We start from the raw sequence: 21,066 nt of genomic DNA on the forward strand, positions 1-21,066 counted from the left end.
GGGAATTATGTTAAATAGTAACACTAATTTTGCTAAAAACATAAATTTAAAGAATGTAACAAAGTTGGATAAATTAAATAAGGACGACTTTATTATCGTTATTAAAAACTTTAGGTATATTGTCACTAATCTTAATAAAGATGATAAAATTGAATTTTTGGAGCAGTTTTTTATAGTTGTTAATAATAAATATAGGAAAGATGAAGATATACAAAAACAAGTAAAACACTTGTTAAGTGATATAAGTAAAGATTATTTTATTGAAAATACAATAGTTAAGAATATAAACAATTCTCTGATAAACAATTTCTTTAATATTATTAATAAATTACAATTTTTCAATTATGCTTTAAATATTGCTTTTATTACTGGTAAGCTATTACAAAATAATAAAAATAAAGAATATGATGCTGTTTTGCAAGCAATAACTGAAAAGTATCCAGATACTGAAATTGCAAGGGAAATAAATTTGGAACTAAAAAAGGAACAAAACATACAACGCACTTTCTCTTTTTCTAAAGCAAGATAAATAAAGGTGTAGAAAAATGTATGAACACAAAAAATATGCTGCAAAGGGTAATATATATAAAATAACAATCGGTATAGTGCTTGCAATTCAATTGACAATATATTTTGCACAAAAAAACATCAATGGTTTTAAATTACCAATTTATTTTATTTTCAAGAAATTCTTATTTTACAATCTTTTAGTATACAATTATGTTTTACAGTTTGTTTATAATGTATTAGTTGATAAATACAAATTAACATTTTTAAGTTCTATTTTTGCTAAAGATTATGATTTTGCTACTCAATTAATCACAATATATCAAAATAATTATCAAAATTTAAAATATTTTTTACTTACCAAACATCTAGTTTTATTTTATTTAAAATTATTCGTGATTATTATATTGATTGTAGTTATTGCTAAGTTACTAATAAATATAATAAAAAAAGCAAAAGAAAAACAAAAATATGAAGTCGACTATGCTGAAGAAATAAAAAATATTGATGATTTTATTGAGTATATTAACGATTATGCAAAAATAAAAGATTTACTACGTTTAAAAGCTAATTTTTATAATTATGTTAATAATTGGGGGACTGATACTATTTTATTTATTAATAACAAAGAGAAATTTGAAAATAGCAATATATATTTTATGTATTTGTTCGAAACTTTTAAAAAGCATAAAAATATTAATTATTTAGCTTTTCAAGAGTTGTTGAAGTATGTAAAAAATAAAGATTTTGTGCAAGTAATTAAAGAAACACCCGAACAAAGTAAATCTGTGAAATATAGAAAAATATTTGATACGTATAGAAAAATTAAAACAGGGGAGTTTTTATATGAATAATAAAATTGTTAAAACAGAAAAACTGAAAAATTACGAGAGTATGCTAAAAAAGAGAAGAGCATTATTCTTAAGCAATTTAATTTTTACCCTCGGTACACTCAATACTCCGCTTTGTATACCGAGTTTTCTGTTTAATTTAGCTACATATAAATTTTATAAAAATATCAAAGATTTACATCGAGAAGAATTAAGAAGGAGCTTGAGAAAAGGGGAGATAAAGATCGGAAAATGCACACTTTATGAAAAAGATATAGATTTAAGCAAAATAAAATATGATGAAGATTTTTTTTTCAATTATGATGAAATGACATATCATACAAGCATTCTTGGGACGACAGGGAGCGGTAAAACGAGTTTGTTTTTAAATATTATTAAGCAGCATTTGGAAAATGGTGGTGGATTGCTTTTCGTGGATGGAAAGGCAGACAAGGACATCTACAACAAGTTGGTAAATATAGCAAAGATGGTGCATAGAGAGGATGATCTTTTTATTTTGGATTTTGGAATTGGAGCAGAGACAAATACACTGAATTTGCTGGAGAACGGAGATAGCGAGAAGATAAAAGAGGTACTAACTAACCTTGTAGTCCCAGAAGGTGTAAGCGGCGACAATCAGTATTTTTACAATAATGCTTTAAAATTGTTAAGTGTCAGTTTACAAATTCTGTTATATAAAAGAGATGTAAAAAGAAAAAAAATAACATTAAAAGAATTAGATAATATAGCGGGTAACATAGCAAGTTTGATTTGTATAATGCAGGATAGTCCTGACAAAATTCCTGCCGAATATCAGCAATTTAAAGATTATTGGTTGCCTGATGATTATGTTGATAAAGGGACGGGAGAAAAAGTTAAAGATAATATAAAAAAGTATTTAAATATAATGGGGCATATAAATTATACAAGCTTTGAATTTAATGAAGAGACTGTAAGGCAACATCAGTATGCGTACGGGAGTTTAGCAGATGCGTTGGAACTACTTAGTATGACTTATAAAAATATATTTGACGGAGAAGGAGATATAAATTTATCTGAAATAATACAAAATAGTAAAATAGTTTATATTTCACTTCCCGCTCTTGAAAAGAGTAATGAAACATTAAGAAAACTCGGAAAGATGATCATTACTTTATTACGGCAAGTAACAGCAACACAATTGAGCAATAAAAAAATGCGTCCACCTGTACCTTTTTTATTAATGTTAGATGAATTTGGTGCATATGCAACAGGGGAACTTACGACTATAATGCAACAAGCACGATCATTAAATGTTGCAGTTATAGTTGCGATGCAGGAATATACAAGTTTAAAGAATAGAGATGAAGATAAGCTTTTAGATAGTGTTATAAGTAACTGTAATACAAAAGTTTTTTTAAAATTACTTGAACCAAATAGTATTCGAAAAGTAGAGGAAATAGCTGGGAAAGAGAAGGTTTTTGAGCGGACAGAATATGCGGTGAATAGCGTAGATATACTGAAGGACGTGACTGCATACGAAAAAACATACAGAGTAAGTGAGCAAAATCGATTGAATGCTATACATTTGCAGGAATTTTCAAAAGGGCAGTGTCTGATTTTGCAAAACGGAAAGATATTTTTGTGCCAGTCAGACTATCTATCCGTCGATGGTCGAGCTGAATTTGTATTTAATCGAAAATATAGAGATACTGCTATCGTTTGATTTTGCTATAGAAAAAAGAGAGGCTTGCCACCTTTCTTTTTCTCAAGCAAGGAAAAGCAGATGAAACAAGATTGGAATCTACACGCACATATCGAGAAAAACAATGTATACGGAAAAGAAGTCGGCTTTTCGAAAGAGACTTTTGAAAAGCACAAGCAAAATTACGTACATTTAAAATTTAGTTTTAGCGATATATCTTTTTTTAAGGCTGGGTATAGAGATACAGATAAAATATTATCAGTATTACAAGAAATTACTGATGAGTTTAGTGAAAAAATAAAAAGATATGAATATGAAGATATAAGAAAAAATGGTAAAAAATATAACCGTATATTACAAGTTAACGATTTTAAAATAGCTGTTCATCTTGATAAGATAGATCATCCCCACATCCACTTTTTATTTGATAAAAAAAAATCAAAAAATTTAGGTAATAAATATAAACAGTTAAGAAAAATTTTAGCACATATATCAAAGAGTTACGGATTAGAAAACTTAAGTTTTGAAAATGAAAATAAAAATAAAAAAAACTATATTGAAATTAAACTCGAAAAATTTTTTTGGTATTTAACAAGAAGAACTGCTGAATTAAATAACAATAAAGTTAAATTAGATGAAATTATATTAAACATGTTTAAACCGAAAAATAAAGGTAATAAAGAATTTTATGATGAATATAAGCAATATGAAAACATTTTTCGTTTAAATTACGGTTTTTTCAATGCTTTTAATAAGGGAGAATTGGAAGAATTTAAAAAGTTTCTAAACACAAAAGCAGCAAAAAGTTATGCTGCGCTGGTAGATGATAAAGAGAAAGTTTATGAAGATAAAAATTATTGGAATATACACACAGAAAACGTTCTTGAGTTTTTATTACAATATAGAAATAGCAATGAGATAATAAGTAGAATTTATGAAGCACATACAGTTACAGAAGCAGATAATATAACTGATGAAAGTACATACAGAGATATATACTATAGCAGAATACAAATGTATCAAAACAAAGAATTATATGGGAAGGCAGAGAAAATATATAACAAGAAATTTAAAGAGCAAGAAATGATAAAAACAGAAAAACAAAAACAAAGAGAAACAGAAGCAGCGTACAATAATTTATTGTGGCATTTACAAAAATATACAGAAATTACAAATAATTATAGTTTTGTAAATAAGTTAATACATGAAATAAACAGTTTAAGTAATAGTAAAAAATTTGATTATATGTATGAACAAGATTTTTTTAATATTATTAATGCATTACAAAATAAAGATATAGAAACATTAAAACAGTATAATAGTAGCATACTTGTAAAAGAATATATTAGATACTGTCTTAATTTTAACACAAAACAATTTTATATAAATTTTAAAAAACTTAATATTGATAAAGATTTAGAGTTTGCAAATGAATTAATAAATATAATAAGTTTAAAGACAAAAAAGCAAATAAGACAAGATAATTACAGTAAAATATTTAAAATTATTAATAAGTTAGTTAATGATGTGATAAGTATAAGCAGCAATGAAAAAGAATTATTACAAAATTTAAATATGAATAGTAACATAAAAGTAAAGTGGAAAACTAAAAACAAAACAAGAGTTGGTTTTACTTTTATTATAAATGAGCAAAAATATAATTTTGATTTTAAAAAAGCAGGATTAAGCTTAAGGAGAATAAGAAAACAACTTCAAGAGAATAACATGAAGCAGTTAACATATATATTTCAAAATGGTGAAGATGAATATAATGCAGGCATAAATGCAGTAAAACAGCAAATACAAGAATTTTATAATACTATTTATAAAATACAAGAAAATATGAATAATGAAAATGAGATAGATTTTAATTTAATATTTAATAATGCAGTTGTAAATGATTTTCTGAATATTTTGCATGAAAATAAAAATAAAATACGTAAAAAGATTTATTTTAAGGAAATAAAAAATTTGTATGAAAAGAGAAGAGAAAGAGTAGAAAATGTATTTCAATACCGAAAAGAAGCTTTTAAGTATAGAAATATCAAAAGTTTTTTGGAAGATGAAAAAGAACTAAAAAAGGAGATATTTGAATATTTATTTAAGAAAGATAAGCTTAAGAAAAAGGAAAAAGGTGAAACAGAGTTAAAATATGTTAAATCATACGAAAAATACAGAGAACAGCAGGAAAAAATAAAACAAAAGTTAAAAAGAACTATTTAGTTTTAGTTTTAATCCTTTATTCGTTAATTTTATCTTAAATTTTCATTTAATATCAACAAGTTGTAATAATTTTTATCCAAAATTCGTTATATATATATGAGAGAAAAAGGAGATATGATAATGATATATGAGCAGATCTATAAAAAATTGAAAGATATAGCTGGGGTCAATAATTTTAGAGATTTGCAAATTGGAGATTTTTTCACCGTTAAACAAGAAGGTTTTATGTCTTTAAACTTTGAAGTGTTAGCTAAAGATAAAGATAGTTTAATAATTAGTTTAAACCATTATTATAAACAAAACGGAGATATGGTTCCCGATCCTGATGTAGTAATTAAAATAACTGATAAATATGGGATAGCTGAAGTACTTGAATATCAAGATACCTATACATATAAACAAGTTTATTATACAAAAAATAGTAAAAAGTATATAAATATTAAATATAAAGAAGAATTAAATAAATTTTTAAATAAATGGTTAAACATATTACAAAAACAAGGATTTAAATTTAATATAAACAAACAAAAAAGTCCCGTTTCTTATTTTTCTAAAGCAAATAAAAAGAGGTAAAAAAGAATGGATATAAAAACAGCAATAATATATGGTGGCATATTTGTAGGTGGTTTTTTCTTTCGGCACTGGTTTTTTGGAGATGATAATAGTGACGAAGAGAGTTTGTTTTATGAAAAGAAAAAAGAAGCAGTGAAATTTTTAAGAGATAAATTAAATACAAATTATGTTATTTATAATAATAGAGAAATTTATTTAACAAATGATATGAATGAGCAGGATTTAATACTTGCTTTTAGTTGCTTATTGAATGAAAATAATAGAGTTACCAACAGGTTAGATGGTATTGTGTTGACGGCTTTGTATTTTCCTGAACTGGTTTCTGTACTCCGAAACGACGCAGATTTTCTTGCTTTTTGGAAAAAGGAAAACGAGCAAAAACAAAGAAAACTGAATGCAAAAAAGGTTGTTGATGAGAATTTTATCAAGGAAATTATGAAACTTGTTGATACTAATAAATATTTTGAAGAGTTTGAAGGTGATACACAATTAAACTTAAGTAAATTATTAATAGATTTAAAGAAAAATTTTATTGATAAAGTTGAAAATGAGTTGAACACATATTCAGTTGATCTGCTTACACAGTTTGACGCACTTGCACAAGCTCTGGGTTTCGAAAATTTCGCACAATTGCTTATAAATACAATAATTTACGAGAATGACGAAAAGACAATGTATGTCACTGTAGATAGAAATTTAAATACAGAAACTACAGAAAAAGAAAAAGAGGTGAACAATGAACAAATTTAAAAAGCTTTACCATTTTTTAACTGATAATGCATATATATATTTAACTAAAAAGCAATATTATATAATTAGTTTTATTTATAATGGGTTATGGTTTAGTACATTAATATTACTTGCTATTTTGATTAATTCGCTTAGTGTAAAAAATATAGAAATGCAAAATACAATTAATAAACAGCAACAACAAATTTACATGCTAAAAAAACAATTAGAGGTGAAAGATGAAAGTAGTAAAAGAACAAACTAAAAAGTTGGCTGACGAAATAGGTTTGAAAAATGAATATGTAGAATTATTAGAAATGCTTTTAAATAATGCAGTTACTAATATTATAGCATCATTAAAAAAAAATAAAAATGATATTGATTTTTTAATTCTGGACTTAATACACGATGTTAAAAAACTTAAGTTAGCACAAGAAAAAGAAAAGATGAAAAAAAATAGCTTGAGTAATGAACAGAAAGAAAAGTTAAATAAAGTAATAGAATGTATACAAACATTAGAATTAAACGACATAAATAAAGAATTAGATTTGTTTTTTGAGGTTATTTATTCGGCTAATATATTTGATAATGTGAGTAAAATTGAATTGGAAAATTATTATTTAGAAAAAGTTGGAAATATTGGTAATAATGATAATTTAGACTTTTTTTAAAAAATAAAAGGTGTAAAAAATGGAAAATATAAATTTGCAAGAAATTAAAGAAGCTAAACAAAGTATATTAAATATACTCAAAGAGTTTAGTGCTGATTATGACGAAGCGGATCCTGTACTAATATTGTTGGCTATACAGCAGACACAAATAAATACTTTAACCGAAAGAAATAAAAACTTACAAGAAATTATTAATAGTTTTAATATTAAATTAAATGAAGAGACTAAAGATCTTAATAAAAAAATTGATGAACATATACAACAGGCTGTCCAACATCTGAATATAGCTAGTACTGAAATATATAGGACACAACAAGCTTTAAAAGATAAAGTTAATAATTTAGATGAAACTACTAATTTACTTAAAAATAAGCTAAATACAAGTACAGTGATGCAGTATAAAAATGAAGTAAAACGTATAGTAAATTACACAAACTTATTATTATATGCTAACATAATATTTATTATTATAAATTTTATAATAAATTTTTTATAATATATTTTTGAGGTAATTTATGCATCAGTTGTTAACTGTAAATGATGAAATAGTTTTGTATATAAAAAACAAAGATACTGAAAAATTTGATATATTATGTGTTTTAAGGTATGCTAAAATTAAAACCTTAGAAGTTACAGATGATTACAGCATAATTAAAATAGAAAGTTATAAAATTGATAAAACTAATTATCCCGAAAGTTTTATCAAAAACATAACAGAAAACAAAGAATTTTATACTGTAACAAATGAATTAGATAAAGGTAAGAAATACGAATTAAGCACTATTATTATAAATGCAGATAATTATATAGACTGTAATAATACAGAAAAGATAATAACAGGTGCAGAAATTAAATACTTTTTTGAAAAACATATATTTGTTAAGGAGTGTGCTTAAAATGTTTAATGATATTGCTGAAATAATAATTGATATGTATAAACATAAAATTATAAATAATGACATTATTTTGCATTTTGTTACACGTGTACATGCAACAAGAAATCGTGAGCTATATAAACAAGCCGTTAAGGTACTGGAGTATGTTAAAAATGATTTTTATGAAGATAATAATTTAAGTGTAATAAAAGCGGAATATAACATATTAAATAATTTATTAAAGGATGAAAATGAAAAATTTTTTGAAAAATGAGATATTTTTGCTAACCCATTTCTCTTTTCCTCCCCATTCTTTCTTTTCTTAAGCAATTTTATATGATTTTTACAAATTTTCGAAAAATTAATTTTGTTCTGTTATATAAATATTAACAACATTAAATAAATTTATATAAAGAGGTGTAATATGTTAAAAATTGACAAACAAATTTATAATGATGATTATTTAACGTATGAAGAATTAGCTAATATTCTACACTTGAAGGTGTGTACTTTAAGGAGGTGGATGGTGCAAGGGAAGTTTAAGGTGGGCAGGGATTACATAAAACTTGGGAAAGCAAGAAAAAGTAGAGTATTATTTAAAAGAGATGTTTTAAGTAGGATTGATAAATTAGTATAGATATAGTATGCTTTAGAAAAGGAAAAGCTGGACAACTTTTCTTTTTTTCTAGAGCAAGGTGATATATGGCAAAGGTAAGTGTTGGTGTTGACAGAGGCAAAATATTCATTAGGTTTAAACATAAAGGCATTTATTGCAAGGAATATTTAGGTTTAGATGATACAAAACAAAATAGGCGGTACGCTGAAAATCTGGCTTTTGATGTTGAAAGAGAATTATTACTTGGAACTTTTGATTATGCTAAATATTTTCCAAATTCTAAAAAATTAAAGTTATTTGGAGTTACTCAAAGAAAAGAATACACTTTTGGTGAATATGCTGAAAGGTGGTTAGCTCGTTTACAAAAAAAAATAGATGCTGGACTCTTGGATACAGGAACATTTAAAGGCTATATGTCTGGTTATAAAAAGATAATGGAAAGTGAATTTTGGGATAAAAAAATTAATGATATAACTAAGGTAGATATAGAAGATTATATTATATATTTAGCTAATGGTAGAAATGGTAGAAATGGTAGAAAAAATAAAACAGTAAATAATTTACTTATTCCTTTAAGATTGATCTTAAAATCTGCTTTTGAAGAAGAGATAATTGATAAAGATTTATCAAAATATGCAAAATGTTTAAAGAATGAAAAAGTAGATATTGACCCATTTACTGTTGAAGAGGTAAAACTAATATTAGATTATATGCAGAAAAAATACCCACATTTACATTTATTTTTTGCAATAGGTTTTTTTACAGGAATGAGATTATCAGAAATAATTGCTATGAAATGGAAGAAATTTGATTTTAATAGAAATATTTATTTAGTCGACACAGTTATAGTAAAAGGAGAAGAAAAGAATAAGACTAAAACAATTGAGAGTCATAGAGAAATCATTTTACCCGATGTTTTATTACCTTTTGTAAAAAATCATAAGCAATATACTTTTTTAAAAAGTGAATATGTTTTTGTAAATCAGTATAATAAGCCTTTTTCTCGTCCAGATAAAATAAGTGAACTATATTGGAAACCTGCATTAAAGAAACTTGGTATTCGGTATAGGAATATGTATCAGATGCGACATACTCACGCTGTATTATCCATAATAGCGGGTGATAATCCTCACGATATTGCTAGAAGAATGGGACATTCAAATCTTGAAACATTTTTCAGAAGATATGCAAAATACATTAAAGGTTATACTGCAGAAAGTAAAATATCTAATCTGTTTACAAATGGATTGCCAGAAAATTGTCGAAATAGTGTCGAATTTAAAAATTGAAATCTATAACTATTTGTTGCTATTATAGAAAATGGCGGGAGTGGGAAGGGATCGAACCTTCCGCCCGCTAAAATAACGGGCCGATCGGCTTTGAAGGCCGCGGGGAGCACCAGCTTCCCAACCACTCCCAATTTTTTTAAATTATATCTTTTATTAGTGAAGCTTTTAAAATTAATTTTATTCTTTCTTCTACTTTATATAATCTTTCTGCGAGGGTCATTGCAAAAATTGAATTTAATTTGGAATAAATTATTTTATTTTCTCTTTTCAATGTATCATAAGCTATAGAATCAAAGCTTATTAATACAACATCTGTTTTAGCGAAGACATTAGCTGATCTTGGATGATTTGTAAGAATAGCCATTTCACCAAAAAATTCACCTTCATTTAAAGTGGTTAGGAAAAATACTACTTCTTCAGTAATTGATTTACTAACACCTACTTGACCCTCTATTATTATATAAAATTTATCCCCTTTGCTCCCTTCTGATACAATAGTTTCCCCTTTATTATACTCTTCTACTTTACAGTATGAGATAAAGAGCTCCAATTCTTCTTTTGAAAAATCGATAAATTTTGGGTTGAGCTTTATTTTAGCTAAATATTTACTTGCATCCATATTTCTCCTCCGTATATTTAGAAGTATATTATAAAAAAAAGATTTTGAAAAGAGGTAGTTATGAAGTACAGAGAAGAAAAAGATAGTATGGGGATTATGAAAGTTCCTGAAAATGCTTATTATGGGGCTCAGACTGCAAGAGCAGTTGAAAACTTTAAAATCAGTGGAAAAGGGCTTCCTAAAGAGTTTATTTATGCTGTTTGTGAAATAAAAAGAGGTGCAGCAATAGCAAACAGGAAGTTAGGATTATTAGATGAGAAAATTGCAAATGCTATTGTTCTTGCAGCAGAAGAGGTTATTGCTGGGAAATTTGATGATCAATTTCCTATTGATGTATATCAGACAGGTTCAGGGACTTCAACAAATATGAATGTAAATGAAGTAATTGCTAATAGAGCATGCGAAATTTTGGGTGGCAAAAAAGGGGACAAACATTTGTGCCATCCAAATGATCATGTTAATAAAGGGCAATCAAGTAATGATGTAATTCCATCTGCCATTCATATCTCTGCTGCGATTCTAACTAAAAACAATTTATTGCCTGCCTTAAAAAAGCTAAAAGATAGCTTTTTAAAGAAGGAAGTAGAATTTAAAGATATCATAAAGATAGGCAGGACTCATTTGATGGATGCAGTTCCTGTTACTTTGGGACAGGAGTTTTCCGGTTATAGAACTCAGATAGAAAAAGGGATTAAAAGAGTTGAAATAGGGCTAATGGAGCTTTTAGAGCTACCTTTAGGAGGAACTGCACTGGGAACAGGTCTCAATACGCATAAAGATTTTGGAAAAATTGCAATAGAAGAGATAAGTAAAAATACAAAATTAAATTTTAGGCAAGCTGATAATCTGTTTGAGGGGATTGCAGCTAAGGATGGAGTAGTAAATTTTTGTGGTGCATTAAATACATTAGCTGTCTCTTTAATGAAAATTGCAAACGATTTGAGACTACTTAATTCTGGGCCAAGATGCGGTATTGCAGAAATTACTTTACCATCATTACAGCCTGGAAGCTCCATTATGCCTGGAAAAGTAAACCCTGTAATCCCTGAAGCAGTTATACAAGTTGCTGCAAGGGTTATGGGGAATATGCAAACTATTACAATTGCTGGCAGTAGCGGTCTTTTAGATTTAAATGTGATGATGCCTTTGATTGCAGATACCTTGATAGAGTCGATTAAATTGCTTACCAATGCTTCAATTTCATTGGCTGAAAAGTGTGTTGATGGAATTGTAGCAAATGTTGAAAGATGCAATGAGCTTGTGGAATGGTCGATGGCACTTGTAACACCTTTAGCACTCAAAATTGGTTATGATGAAGCTGCAAAGATAGCTTATGAGGCTTTTAATAGAAAAATGAAAGTTAAAGATGTTGTAAAAGAAAAGAACATTTTAAGTGATGAAGAGATAGAAGAGATTTTTGACCCAAGAAAAATGGTATAAAAAGAGGGGGTAGCCCCCTCTTTTAATTTTCTTCCAATAAAGCAGCGTGAGCTGCTGCTAGTCTTGCAACAGGAACCCTATATGGAGAACAACTAACATAATTTAAACCTATCTTATGACAGAAGAATATTGAGTCAGGGTCTCCACCATGCTCGCCACAAATACCTGTTTTTAGTTCTGGTCTTGTGCTTCTACCTTTCTTAACACCCATTTCTACAAGCTGGCCAACACCTGACTGGTCGAGAGAAACAAATGGGTCTTCTTTGTAGATACCTTTTTCCACATAAAGTGGGAGGAATTTACCAGAGTCATCTCTTGATAATCCAAGAGTTGTTTGAGTAAGGTCATTTGTACCAAATGAGAAAAATTCTGCATATTGAGCCACTTCATCGGCAGTTAAAGCAGCCCTTGGTAATTCGATCATTGTTCCTACAAGATAATCGATGTTTACACCATAACTTTCCATAACTTCTTTTGCTACTCTATCGACCATTTCTTTCAAAATGGCTAATTCTTTGTAATGCCCAACAAGTGGGATCATTATCTCTGGTTTTACATCAACACCTTCTTTTTTACATTCACATGCTGCTTCCATTATTGCATAAACTTGCATTTCATAAACTTCTGGGTATGTGATACCAAGACGGCAACCTCTATGACCAAGCATTGGGTTGAATTCTTTTAATTCTTCAACTTTTGCTTTTAATTTATCAGCAGGTATACCTGATGCTTTTGAAACTTTTTCAATATCTTCATCAGTATGTGGTAAAAATTCATGCAAAGGTGGATCAAGTAAGCGGATAGTTACAGGAAGTCCATCCATTACTTTAAAAATACCAATAAAATCTTCTTTTTGATAAGGTTTAATTTTTTCTAAAGCTTTTCTTCTACCTTCTTCAGTATCGCTTAAAATCATTTCTCTTACAGCATCAATTCTATCACCTTCGAAGAACATATGTTCTGTCCTACAAAGTCCTATCCCTTCAGCACCAAAATCTCTTGCTACTTGAGAATCTTTTGGTGTGTCAGCGTTTGTCCTTACTCCAAGTTTTCTAAATTCATCAGCCCATTTGAGGATTTCAGCAAATTCACCAGAAAGCTCAGGCATTATAAGTTTTACTTTACCAAGAATTACTTCACCTGTAGAACCATTGATAGTGATATAATCACCTTCTTTTATTACTTTTCCATCAACCTCAAACTGCTTTTTCTCTTCATCTATTTTAATTGCACCACAACCAGCAACACAGGTTTTACCCATACCTCTTGCCACAACTGCAGCATGGCTTGTCATACCACCTGTAGCTGTTAATATCCCTTTTGCTGCGTTCATACCACCAATATCTTCGGGAGATGTTTCATTTCTTACTAAAATAACATCTTCACCTTTTTCTGCCCAGATTTCTGCATCTTCTGCAGTAAAGACTACTTTACCTACTGCAGCTCCAGGGGATGCTGGCAAACCTTTTGCCAAAACTTCATATTTTTCATTTGGGTCAATCATTGGATGTAGAAGTTGATCAACTTGCTCTGGTTTAACCCTTAATACAGCAGTTTTCTTATCAATTAAGCCTTCTTTATACATATCGTAAGCTATTTTTACTGCTGCTCTTGCAGTTCTTTTACCACTTCTTGTTTGAAGTAGATAGAGTTTCCCTTTTTCAACTGTAAATTCTATATCCTGCATGTCTTTGTAGTGCGTTTCAAGCTTTTTATAAACTTCTTCTAACTGTTTAAATACCTCTGGCATTTCTTCTTTTAATTTTGCAATTGGTTCTGGTGTTCTGATACCTGCAACAACATCTTCACCTTGTGCATTTATTAAAAATTCACCAAAGAATTCTTTTTCACCTGTAGATGGGTTTCTTGTAAAAGCAACACCAGTCCCAGAGTCATTGCCCATATTACCAAATACCATCGCTACTATATTTACTGCTGTTCCCCAATTATCAGGAATTTTGTTGATTTTTCTGTAAGTGATTGCTCTTTGATTATTCCATGAATCAAAAACTGCATTAATAGCTAGTTTTAACTGCTCCATGGTATCTTGAGGGAATGGTTTACCCAATTCTTGCTCAACTAATTTTTTATAAAGATCTACAACTTTTTTGAAGTCTTCAGCATCTAAATCAGTATCGTATTTTACACCTTTTTCTTCTTTTACCTTATCAAGTATCCTCTCAAATTTACCGTGCTCAATACCTAAAACAACATCAGAGAACATCTGAATAAATCTTCTATATGAGTCATAAGCGAACCTTTCATTGTTTGATACTTCAGCAAGCCCTTTAACTGTTTCATCATTTAAGCCTAGGTTTAATACTGTGTCCATCATCCCAGGCATTGAAACTCTTGCCCCTGATCTTACAGAAACCAAAAGAGGATTTTTTGGGTCACCAAATTTTTTACCTACAGTCTCTTCAAGCCTTTTTAGTGCTTCTAAAGCCTGCTCCCACATCCCTTCTGGATATTGCTTATTATTGTTGTAATACTCAATACATGCTTCTGTAGTAATTGTGAAACCAGGAGGGACTGGAATACCAAGATTTGTCATTTCTGCTAGCCCTGCTCCTTTCCCCCCTAAAAGCTCTTTCATGGAGCCAGAGCCTTCCGCCTTACCATTCCCAAAAAAGTAAACATACTTTTTCATTTATGCTACCCCCTTCTCTCATTAAGTTTATTAAATAATACCACTTAAATTAGTGGTATAAAATCTCAGTTTATTGAGCTCAATTCACCTATTTTTTCAAAAAGTGTTTTTAGTTTAGCTAATAAGCTAAGTCTGTTATTTCTTATTTCTTCATTTTTATCCATTACAAGTACATTATCAAAGAAGTTATCTACAGGTTTGCTAAAGCTGAGTAAAACATTTATAGCATCATTATATTTTTCTTCAGATAAAAGTTGATTTAGTTTTCCTTCATACTCTTTGATGAATTTGTTTAGCTCTTTTTCTTCTGATTCGGCCAGTAAATCTTCTTTATATTCTGTATTGTTCCAATTATTTTTATTTAAGATGTTTGATATTCTTTTGTAGCTTGTTGAGAGTGTTACAAATTCTGGTTTTTCATAAACTTCATTTAACGCTTTTGCAGCATTAAAAATTTGAACAATATCATCAAATACTGCCACTACAGCTTCAAATACATCTGCTCTGATGTTGTACTGTGTTGTGGCAATTTGCTTTGCTCTGGTTAAGATAAACTCTTTAGTTTTTTCAAGTATTTCGTCTTTTTGATATGAGAGTTTATCTTTGTAGTTATCTATAGCTTTTTCGAGCAGTTCAGTTAATGACAATCGATAGTTTTTATTTAATATGATATTTATTATACCTATTGCGTTTCTCCTTAAAGCATAAGGGTCATTGTTCCCCGTAGGGATTAAACCGATAATAAAACAACCAGTTATAGTGTCTATTTTATCAGCGATAGAGATAAATGCTCCTTCATCAGTTTTAGGTAGCTCATCACCAGAAAATCTTGGCAGGTAGTGCTCAAATATAGCATCAGCGACAACTTTTTCTTCACCTTGGATAAGTGCGTATTCTCTACCCATCACACCCTGAAGCTCAGGGAATTCATATACCATCTCTGTCATAAGGTCAGCTTTACATAAAAAGGCTGCCCTATCGGTAGTAGTTGCTTTGTTTGGAGCTAATTTTTTTGCGAGGAATAGAGCTATTTGACGAAATCTCTCCATCTTTTCATAAGAAGTGCCTAGTTGTTCCTGATACACAACCTTTTTCAGTTGCTCCATCCTTTCTTCGAGTGGAACTTTTTTATCATTTTCGAAAAAGAACATAGCATCATTTAATCTTGCTTTTAAAACACGCTCATAACCAGATTTTATTAATGAATCATCTTTTGGTTTAGTGTTAGAGATTCCAACAAAGCTGTTAATAATTTTGCCATCTTTTTCTCGATAAAAATATTTTTGATGATTTTTCATTGATGTTATAAGTACTTCTTTTGGGAGCTGTAAAAAATGCTCAGGGAATTCACCCAATATTGGGTGAGGGTATTCAACTAAATTTGCAACAGTATCAAGTAAATCTTCATCAATAAAAACATTACCAATATTGTTTAAAAATGACCTTATAATCTCTTTTCTTTCATTAAAATCTACAATCACGAAATTTTCTCTAAGTGTTGCCTTGTATTCATCAAAAGAGCTGATTTTGATTTGTTTATTAGCCATAAATCTATGTCCAAATGTATAATTACCAGCTTTAATCCCCTCAATTTCAAATTCTAAAACTTCACCATTATAAATAGAAAGAAACCAGTGGATTGGTCTTGCAAATCTAATGTTTTTATCTCCCCATTTCATACTTTTAGGAAATGGGAAATTTTTTACTGTATTTATAATAAGTTCTTTTAAAAATTCTTTTGTACTTCCTCCTTTTATCTTTTTTATCCCTGCTAAATATTCACCTCTTTCAGTAACTACTTTTTTTAGTGAGTTTACATCAAGCCCTTTGGATTTAGCAAAACCTAAAGCAGCTTTCGTCAAATTACCATTTTCATCAAAAGCTATGTTTGCAGGTGGTCCTACTATTTCTTCTTCTAAATCGCTCTGCATATCTGAAATATTATCAATAAAAAGGTATAGCCTTCTTGGTGTGCCACCTGTTTCTATGCTTGAGTAAGTAATTCTATTTTTTTCTAACTCATTTTTAAAATGGTTCTTTAAAAATTCTGAAGCGGGATTAATAAAAGACGCAGGAATCTCCTCAGTACCTATTTCTAAAAGATAAAAAGACATACTACCCCCTTTAAAAACATGTTTGAGGAGTTATATATTAGAAAAGTGCAAATTTTCAAGGAAAATTTGCACTTATACGAATCTATATGGCAGTTTTTTTTCTAATTCTTTAATCTTCGGTATGTTTTTAATTAATTCTAGCAAGCTGTCGTAAGTTGCAGTTAAAAATGCTTGTCTATTTGTTTCTTTTATTTCAAAGGGGTATGTTTTTTCACCTACTTTTAATGTTTTGTTTTCTAAGTTTATTAAAACATTAGTTAATGGTTTATTTATAATAATTTCACTTATTTCGTTTATTATATCTTTTTCAACAGTAATACAAACAATACCTAAAGTAGTGGCATTTCCTAAAAATATTTCTGCAAAACTTTCTGCTATTATAGCATCTATCCCTGCTCTTTTTAAGGCTTGGGGAGCATGTTCCCTTGAAGAACCACAGCCAAAATTTTTCCCTGTTAATAATATGTTTGCACCTTTAAATTTTTCATCATCAAAAGGGTGGCCAAGACTTTTTCCATCTTTATCAAATCGTTCGTCATAAAATGCAAATTCTCCTAAACCATCAAATGTTACACATTTTAAATACCTTGCAGGGATAATTCTGTCAGTATCTATATCATCACCTAAAACTGGAACAATTCTACCTTCTACCTTTTTTATACTTCCAACTTTCATATTTGCCTCCATAACTATTTAATATTAAAAAGCTTTCTTGCATCAACAACTTCTCCAGCAATTGCAGCTGCAGCTACCATAACAGGACTCATTAAAAGGGTTCTTCCAGTGGATGAGCCTTGTCTCCCTTTAAAATTTCTATTTGAGCTTGATGCAGAAATTTGGTCTCCAACAAGTTTATCTGGATTCATCGCAAGGCACATTGAACAGCCAGGATTTCTCCATTCAAAACCAGCTTCTATAAAGATTTCATGCAACCCTTCTTTTTCAGCTTGCTTTTTTACTCCCATAGATCCAGGGGCAATAAAAGCTTTTACCCCTTTTGCAACTTTATGCCCTTTGATATATTTAGCTACTTCTCTTAAATCCTCAATTCTCCCATTTGTACAGCTACCTATAAAAGCGACATCAATCTTAGTGCCTTCTATTTTTTGTCCTGGTTTAAATTTCATGTATTCTAATGCTTCGCGGTCAGATTCATTTTGAGGTTCAGGAACTTTTTCAGTTACGGGGATACACTGTTCAGGAGTAATACCCCAGGTAACCATAGGTTCTATATCTTTTGCATCAAAGGATACAACATCGTCATAATTAGCATCAGGATCTGATTTTATACTTTCCCAATATTGAAGACGCTTATCCCAGTCTTTACCCTTAGGTGCATATTCTCTACCTTTAATATAATCATAGGTTGTTTGGTCAGGGTTTATATAACCAACTCTTGCTCCACCTTCAATTGCCATATTGCAGACTGTCATTCTCCCTTCCATTGATAATGATTCAATGGCTTCTCCAGCAAACTCATAAGCATAGCCGATACCACCTTTGACACCAAGTTTATTTATAAGATAAAGGATAATATCTTTAGCATAAACACCAGGTTCTAATCTGTTTTTTATCTCTATTTTTCTGACTTTCAATGGTGTTAAAGCGAGTGTTTGTGTAGCAAGGACATCTCTTACCTGTGATGTTCCTATGCCAAAAGCTATAGAGCCAAATGCTCCGTGAGTGGCTGTATGTGAGTCACCACATGCAATAGTCATTCCAGGTTGTGTAAGACCTAACTCTGGACCTACTATGTGAACTATCCCTTGTTTTCCTGATTCAGGAGAGAAAAATGTTATGCCAAACTCTTTTGTATTTTTTTCAATAGCTTGCATCATCTCTTCTGCTAAGGGATCAGCAAATGGCCTTGATATATCATCTGTTGGGATAATATGGTCACATGTGGCAAAAGTTCTTTCTGGAAAAAGTACTTTAAGCCCCATCTCTCTGAGCATGGCAAATGCTTGTGGGCTTGTAACTTCATGGATTAAATGAAGACCTATAAATATTTGATCTCTACCGCCAGAGATAGTCCCAACTTTATGAATTTCCCAAACTTTTTCTAATAATGTTTTACCCATATCTTTACCTCTTTATATTAATTTATAATACATACATTACTAAAAAAGATGAAAAAAGCAAGAAAAAGTTTAATTAAACTATAAAAAGTTTAGTAAATTTATAAAATATTTAATATTAAAAAAACACTTGATTTTTTTAAAGACAATTATATATATATAAACGTTGTTAGCACTCGATTGTGATGGTTGCTAATAATAAAATATAAAGGAGGGTATCATGGCTAATATCAAACCTCTTCAGGACAGAGTTCTTGTAAAAAGGATTGAAGTTGAGGAAAAAACAGAGTCTGGAATTATTATCCCTGACACTGCAAGGGAAAAATCTCAAGAAGGTGAAGTAATTGCTGTTGGCCCAGGTAAAGTATTAGAAAATGGTACTAAAATCGAATTAACAGTAAAACCTGGTGACAGAATATTGTTTAGCAAATATGCAGGTACTGAAATTAAAATCGATGGCGAAGAATATCTGATTATGAGAGAAGATGATATTCTTGGTATTATTCAGAAATAATTAAAAGAAAGATAAAGGAGGTGTCGGTATGGCAAAGGCTATTACATTTAGCGAAGAAGCAAGACAAGCGATTTTAAGAGGTGTTGATAAATTAGCAAATGCAGTTAAAGTAACATTGGGACCAAAAGGTAGAAATGTTGTTATAGAAAAGAAATTTGGTTCACCTTTAGTAACAAAAGATGGTGTTACTGTTGCAAAAGAGATTGAATTAAAAGATCCATTGGAAAATCTTGGCGCTCAAATGGTAAAAGAGGTAGCAAGTAAAACAAGTGATGTTGCTGGTGATGGTACAACTACTGCAACTGTTTTAGCTCAAGCAATTTACAGAGAAGGGATGAAGAATGTAGTTGCTGGCGCTAACCCAATGGAAATTAAGAGGGGGATCGATAAAGCTGTAGAAGCTGTTGTGAAGAAATTGCAAGAGATCTCCAAGCCTATTCAAGATAAAAAAGAGATTGCACAAGTAGGTACAATTTCTGCTAACAATGATCCAGAAATCGGTAACATTATTGCTGATGCAATGGAAAAAGTTGGTAAAGATGGTGTAATTACTATCGAAGAAAACAAATCTACTGAAACTGTTTTAGAAGTTGTTGAAGGTATGCAGTTTGATAGAGGGTATTTATCTCCATATTTCGTAACTGATCCAGATAATATGGAAGCTGTACTTGAAAATGCATACATCTTAATTCATGAAAAGAAAATCTCTAATATGAAAGAATTGCTTCCAATTTTAGAACAGCTTGCAAAACAGAATGCTCCATTCTTAATAATTGCTGAGGATGTAGAAGGGGAAGCTCTTGCTACATTAGTAGTTAACAAATTAAGAGGTACATTAAACTGCTGTGCTGTTAAAGCTCCTGGTTTTGGTGATAGAAGAAAAGAAATGCTTAAAGATATAGCTATCCTTACAGGTGGTCAAGTAATCAGTGAAGATCTTGGTTTGAAATTGGAGAATGTAAAACTTTCTGATCTTGGTAGAGCTAAGAAAATAGTTGTTGATAAAGAAAATACAACAATTGTTGAAGGTGCTGGTAAAGCTGAAGATATTCAAGCAAGAGTAAATCAAATCAAGAAGCAAATTGAAGAAACTACAAGCGATTATGATAGAGAAAAACTTCAAGAAAGACTTGCAAAACTCGTTGGTGGTGTTGCAGTAATTAAAGTTGGTGCTGCAACTGAAACAGAAATGAAAGAGAAAAAAGCAAGAGTAGAAGATGCTCTTAATGCTACAAAAGCTGCTGTAGAAGAAGGTATTGTTCCTGGTGGTGGTGTAGCACTTATTAGAGCATTAAATGCATTGGATGATCTCAAATTAGAAGGGGATCAGCAAATCGGTGTAGAAATTATAAGAAAAGCTCTTGAGTATCCATTGAGACAGATTGCTGAAAACGCTGGTTATGAAGGTAGCGTTGTTGTAAATGCTGTTAAAGAAAGCAAAGATATTAACTACGGATTTAACGCTGCTAAAGAAGAATACACTGATATGATCAAAGCTGGTGTAATTGACCCAACTAAAGTTACAAGAAGTGCACTTCAAAATGCTGCTTCTGTTGCAAGCTTAATGTTAACAACTGAAGCATTAATCACTGAGATTCCTGAAGAGAAGAAAGAAAATCCAATGCCTGGAGCAGGAATGGATATGATGTAAAAT

General features: G+C 29.9%; 20 protein-coding genes and 1 tRNA gene. 15 read left to right on the plus strand and 6 right to left on the minus strand.

Going from position 1 to position 21,066, the window contains the following annotated elements:
* The first annotated feature begins 7 nt into the window (after positions 1-7).
* From OWM07_RS03200 to OWM07_RS03255, 12 genes are all read left to right on the plus strand, one after another.
* Positions 8-529, plus strand: a complete 522-nt coding sequence (locus tag OWM07_RS03200) for a hypothetical protein (RefSeq protein WP_423302220.1) — start codon at positions 8-10, stop codon at positions 527-529.
* Between the two features lie 16 nt (positions 530-545).
* Positions 546-1,361: a hypothetical protein gene (locus OWM07_RS03205; RefSeq protein ID WP_423302221.1), complete on the plus strand. Its 816-nt coding sequence runs from the start codon at positions 546-548 to the stop codon at positions 1,359-1,361.
* Complete coding sequence (locus tag OWM07_RS03210; RefSeq protein WP_423302222.1) at positions 1,354-3,042, plus strand: type IV secretory system conjugative DNA transfer family protein; 1,689 nt, start codon at positions 1,354-1,356, stop codon at positions 3,040-3,042. Before OWM07_RS03205 ends, OWM07_RS03210 begins: the two co-directional genes overlap by 8 nt.
* Before the next feature lie 60 nt (positions 3,043-3,102).
* Positions 3,103-5,244, plus strand: a complete 2,142-nt coding sequence (locus OWM07_RS03215) for a hypothetical protein (protein WP_423302223.1) — start codon at positions 3,103-3,105, stop codon at positions 5,242-5,244.
* A 96-nt stretch (positions 5,245-5,340) separates the two neighbouring features.
* Complete coding sequence (locus OWM07_RS03220) at positions 5,341-5,817, plus strand: DUF1249 domain-containing protein (RefSeq protein WP_423302224.1); 477 nt, start codon at positions 5,341-5,343, stop codon at positions 5,815-5,817.
* 6 nt (positions 5,818-5,823) lie between these two features.
* A complete protein-coding gene (locus OWM07_RS03225) occupies positions 5,824-6,567 on the plus strand; it encodes a hypothetical protein (RefSeq protein WP_423302225.1) in 744 nt (247 codons plus the stop codon).
* Positions 6,554-6,811, plus strand: coding sequence for a hypothetical protein (locus OWM07_RS03230; protein ID WP_423302226.1), 258 nt, complete (start codon positions 6,554-6,556; stop codon positions 6,809-6,811). The genes OWM07_RS03225 and OWM07_RS03230 overlap by 14 nt, the downstream gene beginning before the upstream one ends.
* Positions 6,786-7,217 carry a hypothetical protein gene (locus OWM07_RS03235; RefSeq protein WP_423302227.1) on the plus strand — a complete coding sequence of 144 codons (432 nt, stop codon included), beginning with the start codon at positions 6,786-6,788 and terminating at the stop codon, positions 7,215-7,217. The genes OWM07_RS03230 and OWM07_RS03235 overlap by 26 nt, the downstream gene beginning before the upstream one ends.
* A 19-nt stretch (positions 7,218-7,236) precedes the next feature.
* Positions 7,237-7,713 (plus strand): hypothetical protein, encoded by a 477-nt coding sequence (locus OWM07_RS03240; RefSeq protein ID WP_423302228.1) that lies wholly within the window; start codon positions 7,237-7,239, stop codon positions 7,711-7,713.
* A 19-nt stretch (positions 7,714-7,732) separates the two neighbouring features.
* Positions 7,733-8,113 carry a hypothetical protein gene (locus tag OWM07_RS03245; protein WP_423302229.1) on the plus strand — a complete coding sequence of 127 codons (381 nt, stop codon included), beginning with the start codon at positions 7,733-7,735 and terminating at the stop codon, positions 8,111-8,113.
* 1 nt (position 8,114) lies between these two features.
* Positions 8,115-8,366, plus strand: coding sequence for a hypothetical protein (locus tag OWM07_RS03250; RefSeq protein ID WP_423302230.1), 252 nt, complete (start codon positions 8,115-8,117; stop codon positions 8,364-8,366).
* 428 nt (positions 8,367-8,794) lie between these two features.
* Positions 8,795-9,997 carry an Arm DNA-binding domain-containing protein gene (locus OWM07_RS03255; RefSeq protein WP_423302231.1) on the plus strand — a complete coding sequence of 401 codons (1,203 nt, stop codon included), beginning with the start codon at positions 8,795-8,797 and terminating at the stop codon, positions 9,995-9,997.
* Between the two features lie 32 nt (positions 9,998-10,029).
* Here OWM07_RS03255 and OWM07_RS03260 read toward each other — a convergent pair.
* Both OWM07_RS03260 and OWM07_RS03265 read right to left on the minus strand, forming a co-directional pair.
* Positions 10,030-10,126: transfer RNA gene (locus OWM07_RS03260), tRNA-Sec, on the minus strand.
* A 7-nt stretch (positions 10,127-10,133) separates the two neighbouring features.
* Positions 10,134-10,616: a cyclic nucleotide-binding domain-containing protein gene (locus tag OWM07_RS03265; protein WP_423302232.1), complete on the minus strand. Its 483-nt coding sequence runs from the start codon at positions 10,614-10,616 to the stop codon at positions 10,134-10,136.
* 60 nt (positions 10,617-10,676) lie between these two features.
* On the opposite strand from OWM07_RS03265, the gene OWM07_RS03270 reads away from it, so the two are divergent.
* Complete coding sequence (locus tag OWM07_RS03270; protein WP_423302233.1) at positions 10,677-12,056, plus strand: class II fumarate hydratase; 1,380 nt, start codon at positions 10,677-10,679, stop codon at positions 12,054-12,056.
* 22 nt (positions 12,057-12,078) lie between these two features.
* On the opposite strand, the gene ppdK is transcribed toward OWM07_RS03270, so the two are convergent.
* From ppdK to leuC, 4 genes are all read right to left on the minus strand, one after another.
* Positions 12,079-14,706, minus strand: coding sequence for a pyruvate, phosphate dikinase (gene ppdK / locus OWM07_RS03275; protein WP_423302234.1), 2,628 nt, complete (start codon positions 14,704-14,706; stop codon positions 12,079-12,081).
* Positions 14,707-14,771: 65 nt separating this feature from the next.
* Positions 14,772-16,820, minus strand: coding sequence for a glycine--tRNA ligase subunit beta (gene glyS / locus OWM07_RS03280; protein ID WP_423302235.1), 2,049 nt, complete (start codon positions 16,818-16,820; stop codon positions 14,772-14,774).
* A 72-nt stretch (positions 16,821-16,892) separates the two neighbouring features.
* Positions 16,893-17,495: a 3-isopropylmalate dehydratase small subunit gene (leuD, locus tag OWM07_RS03285; RefSeq protein WP_423302236.1), complete on the minus strand. Its 603-nt coding sequence runs from the start codon at positions 17,493-17,495 to the stop codon at positions 16,893-16,895.
* A gap of 14 nt (positions 17,496-17,509) precedes the next feature.
* Complete coding sequence (gene leuC / locus OWM07_RS03290; protein ID WP_423302237.1) at positions 17,510-18,901, minus strand: 3-isopropylmalate dehydratase large subunit; 1,392 nt, start codon at positions 18,899-18,901, stop codon at positions 17,510-17,512.
* A gap of 217 nt (positions 18,902-19,118) precedes the next feature.
* On the opposite strand from leuC, the gene groES reads away from it, so the two are divergent.
* Entirely contained in the window at positions 19,119-19,412 is a 294-nt protein-coding gene (groES, locus tag OWM07_RS03295; protein WP_423302238.1) for a co-chaperone GroES, read from the plus strand.
* A 28-nt stretch (positions 19,413-19,440) separates the two neighbouring features.
* Positions 19,441-21,063, plus strand: a complete 1,623-nt coding sequence (groL, locus tag OWM07_RS03300) for a chaperonin GroEL (protein ID WP_423302239.1) — start codon at positions 19,441-19,443, stop codon at positions 21,061-21,063.
* Positions 21,064-21,066: the final 3 nt, after the last annotated feature.

The sequence above is a fragment of the Deferribacter thermophilus genome, assembly GCF_049472675.1.
Lineage (GTDB): Bacteria > Chrysiogenota > Deferribacteres > Deferribacterales > Deferribacteraceae > Deferribacter > Deferribacter thermophilus.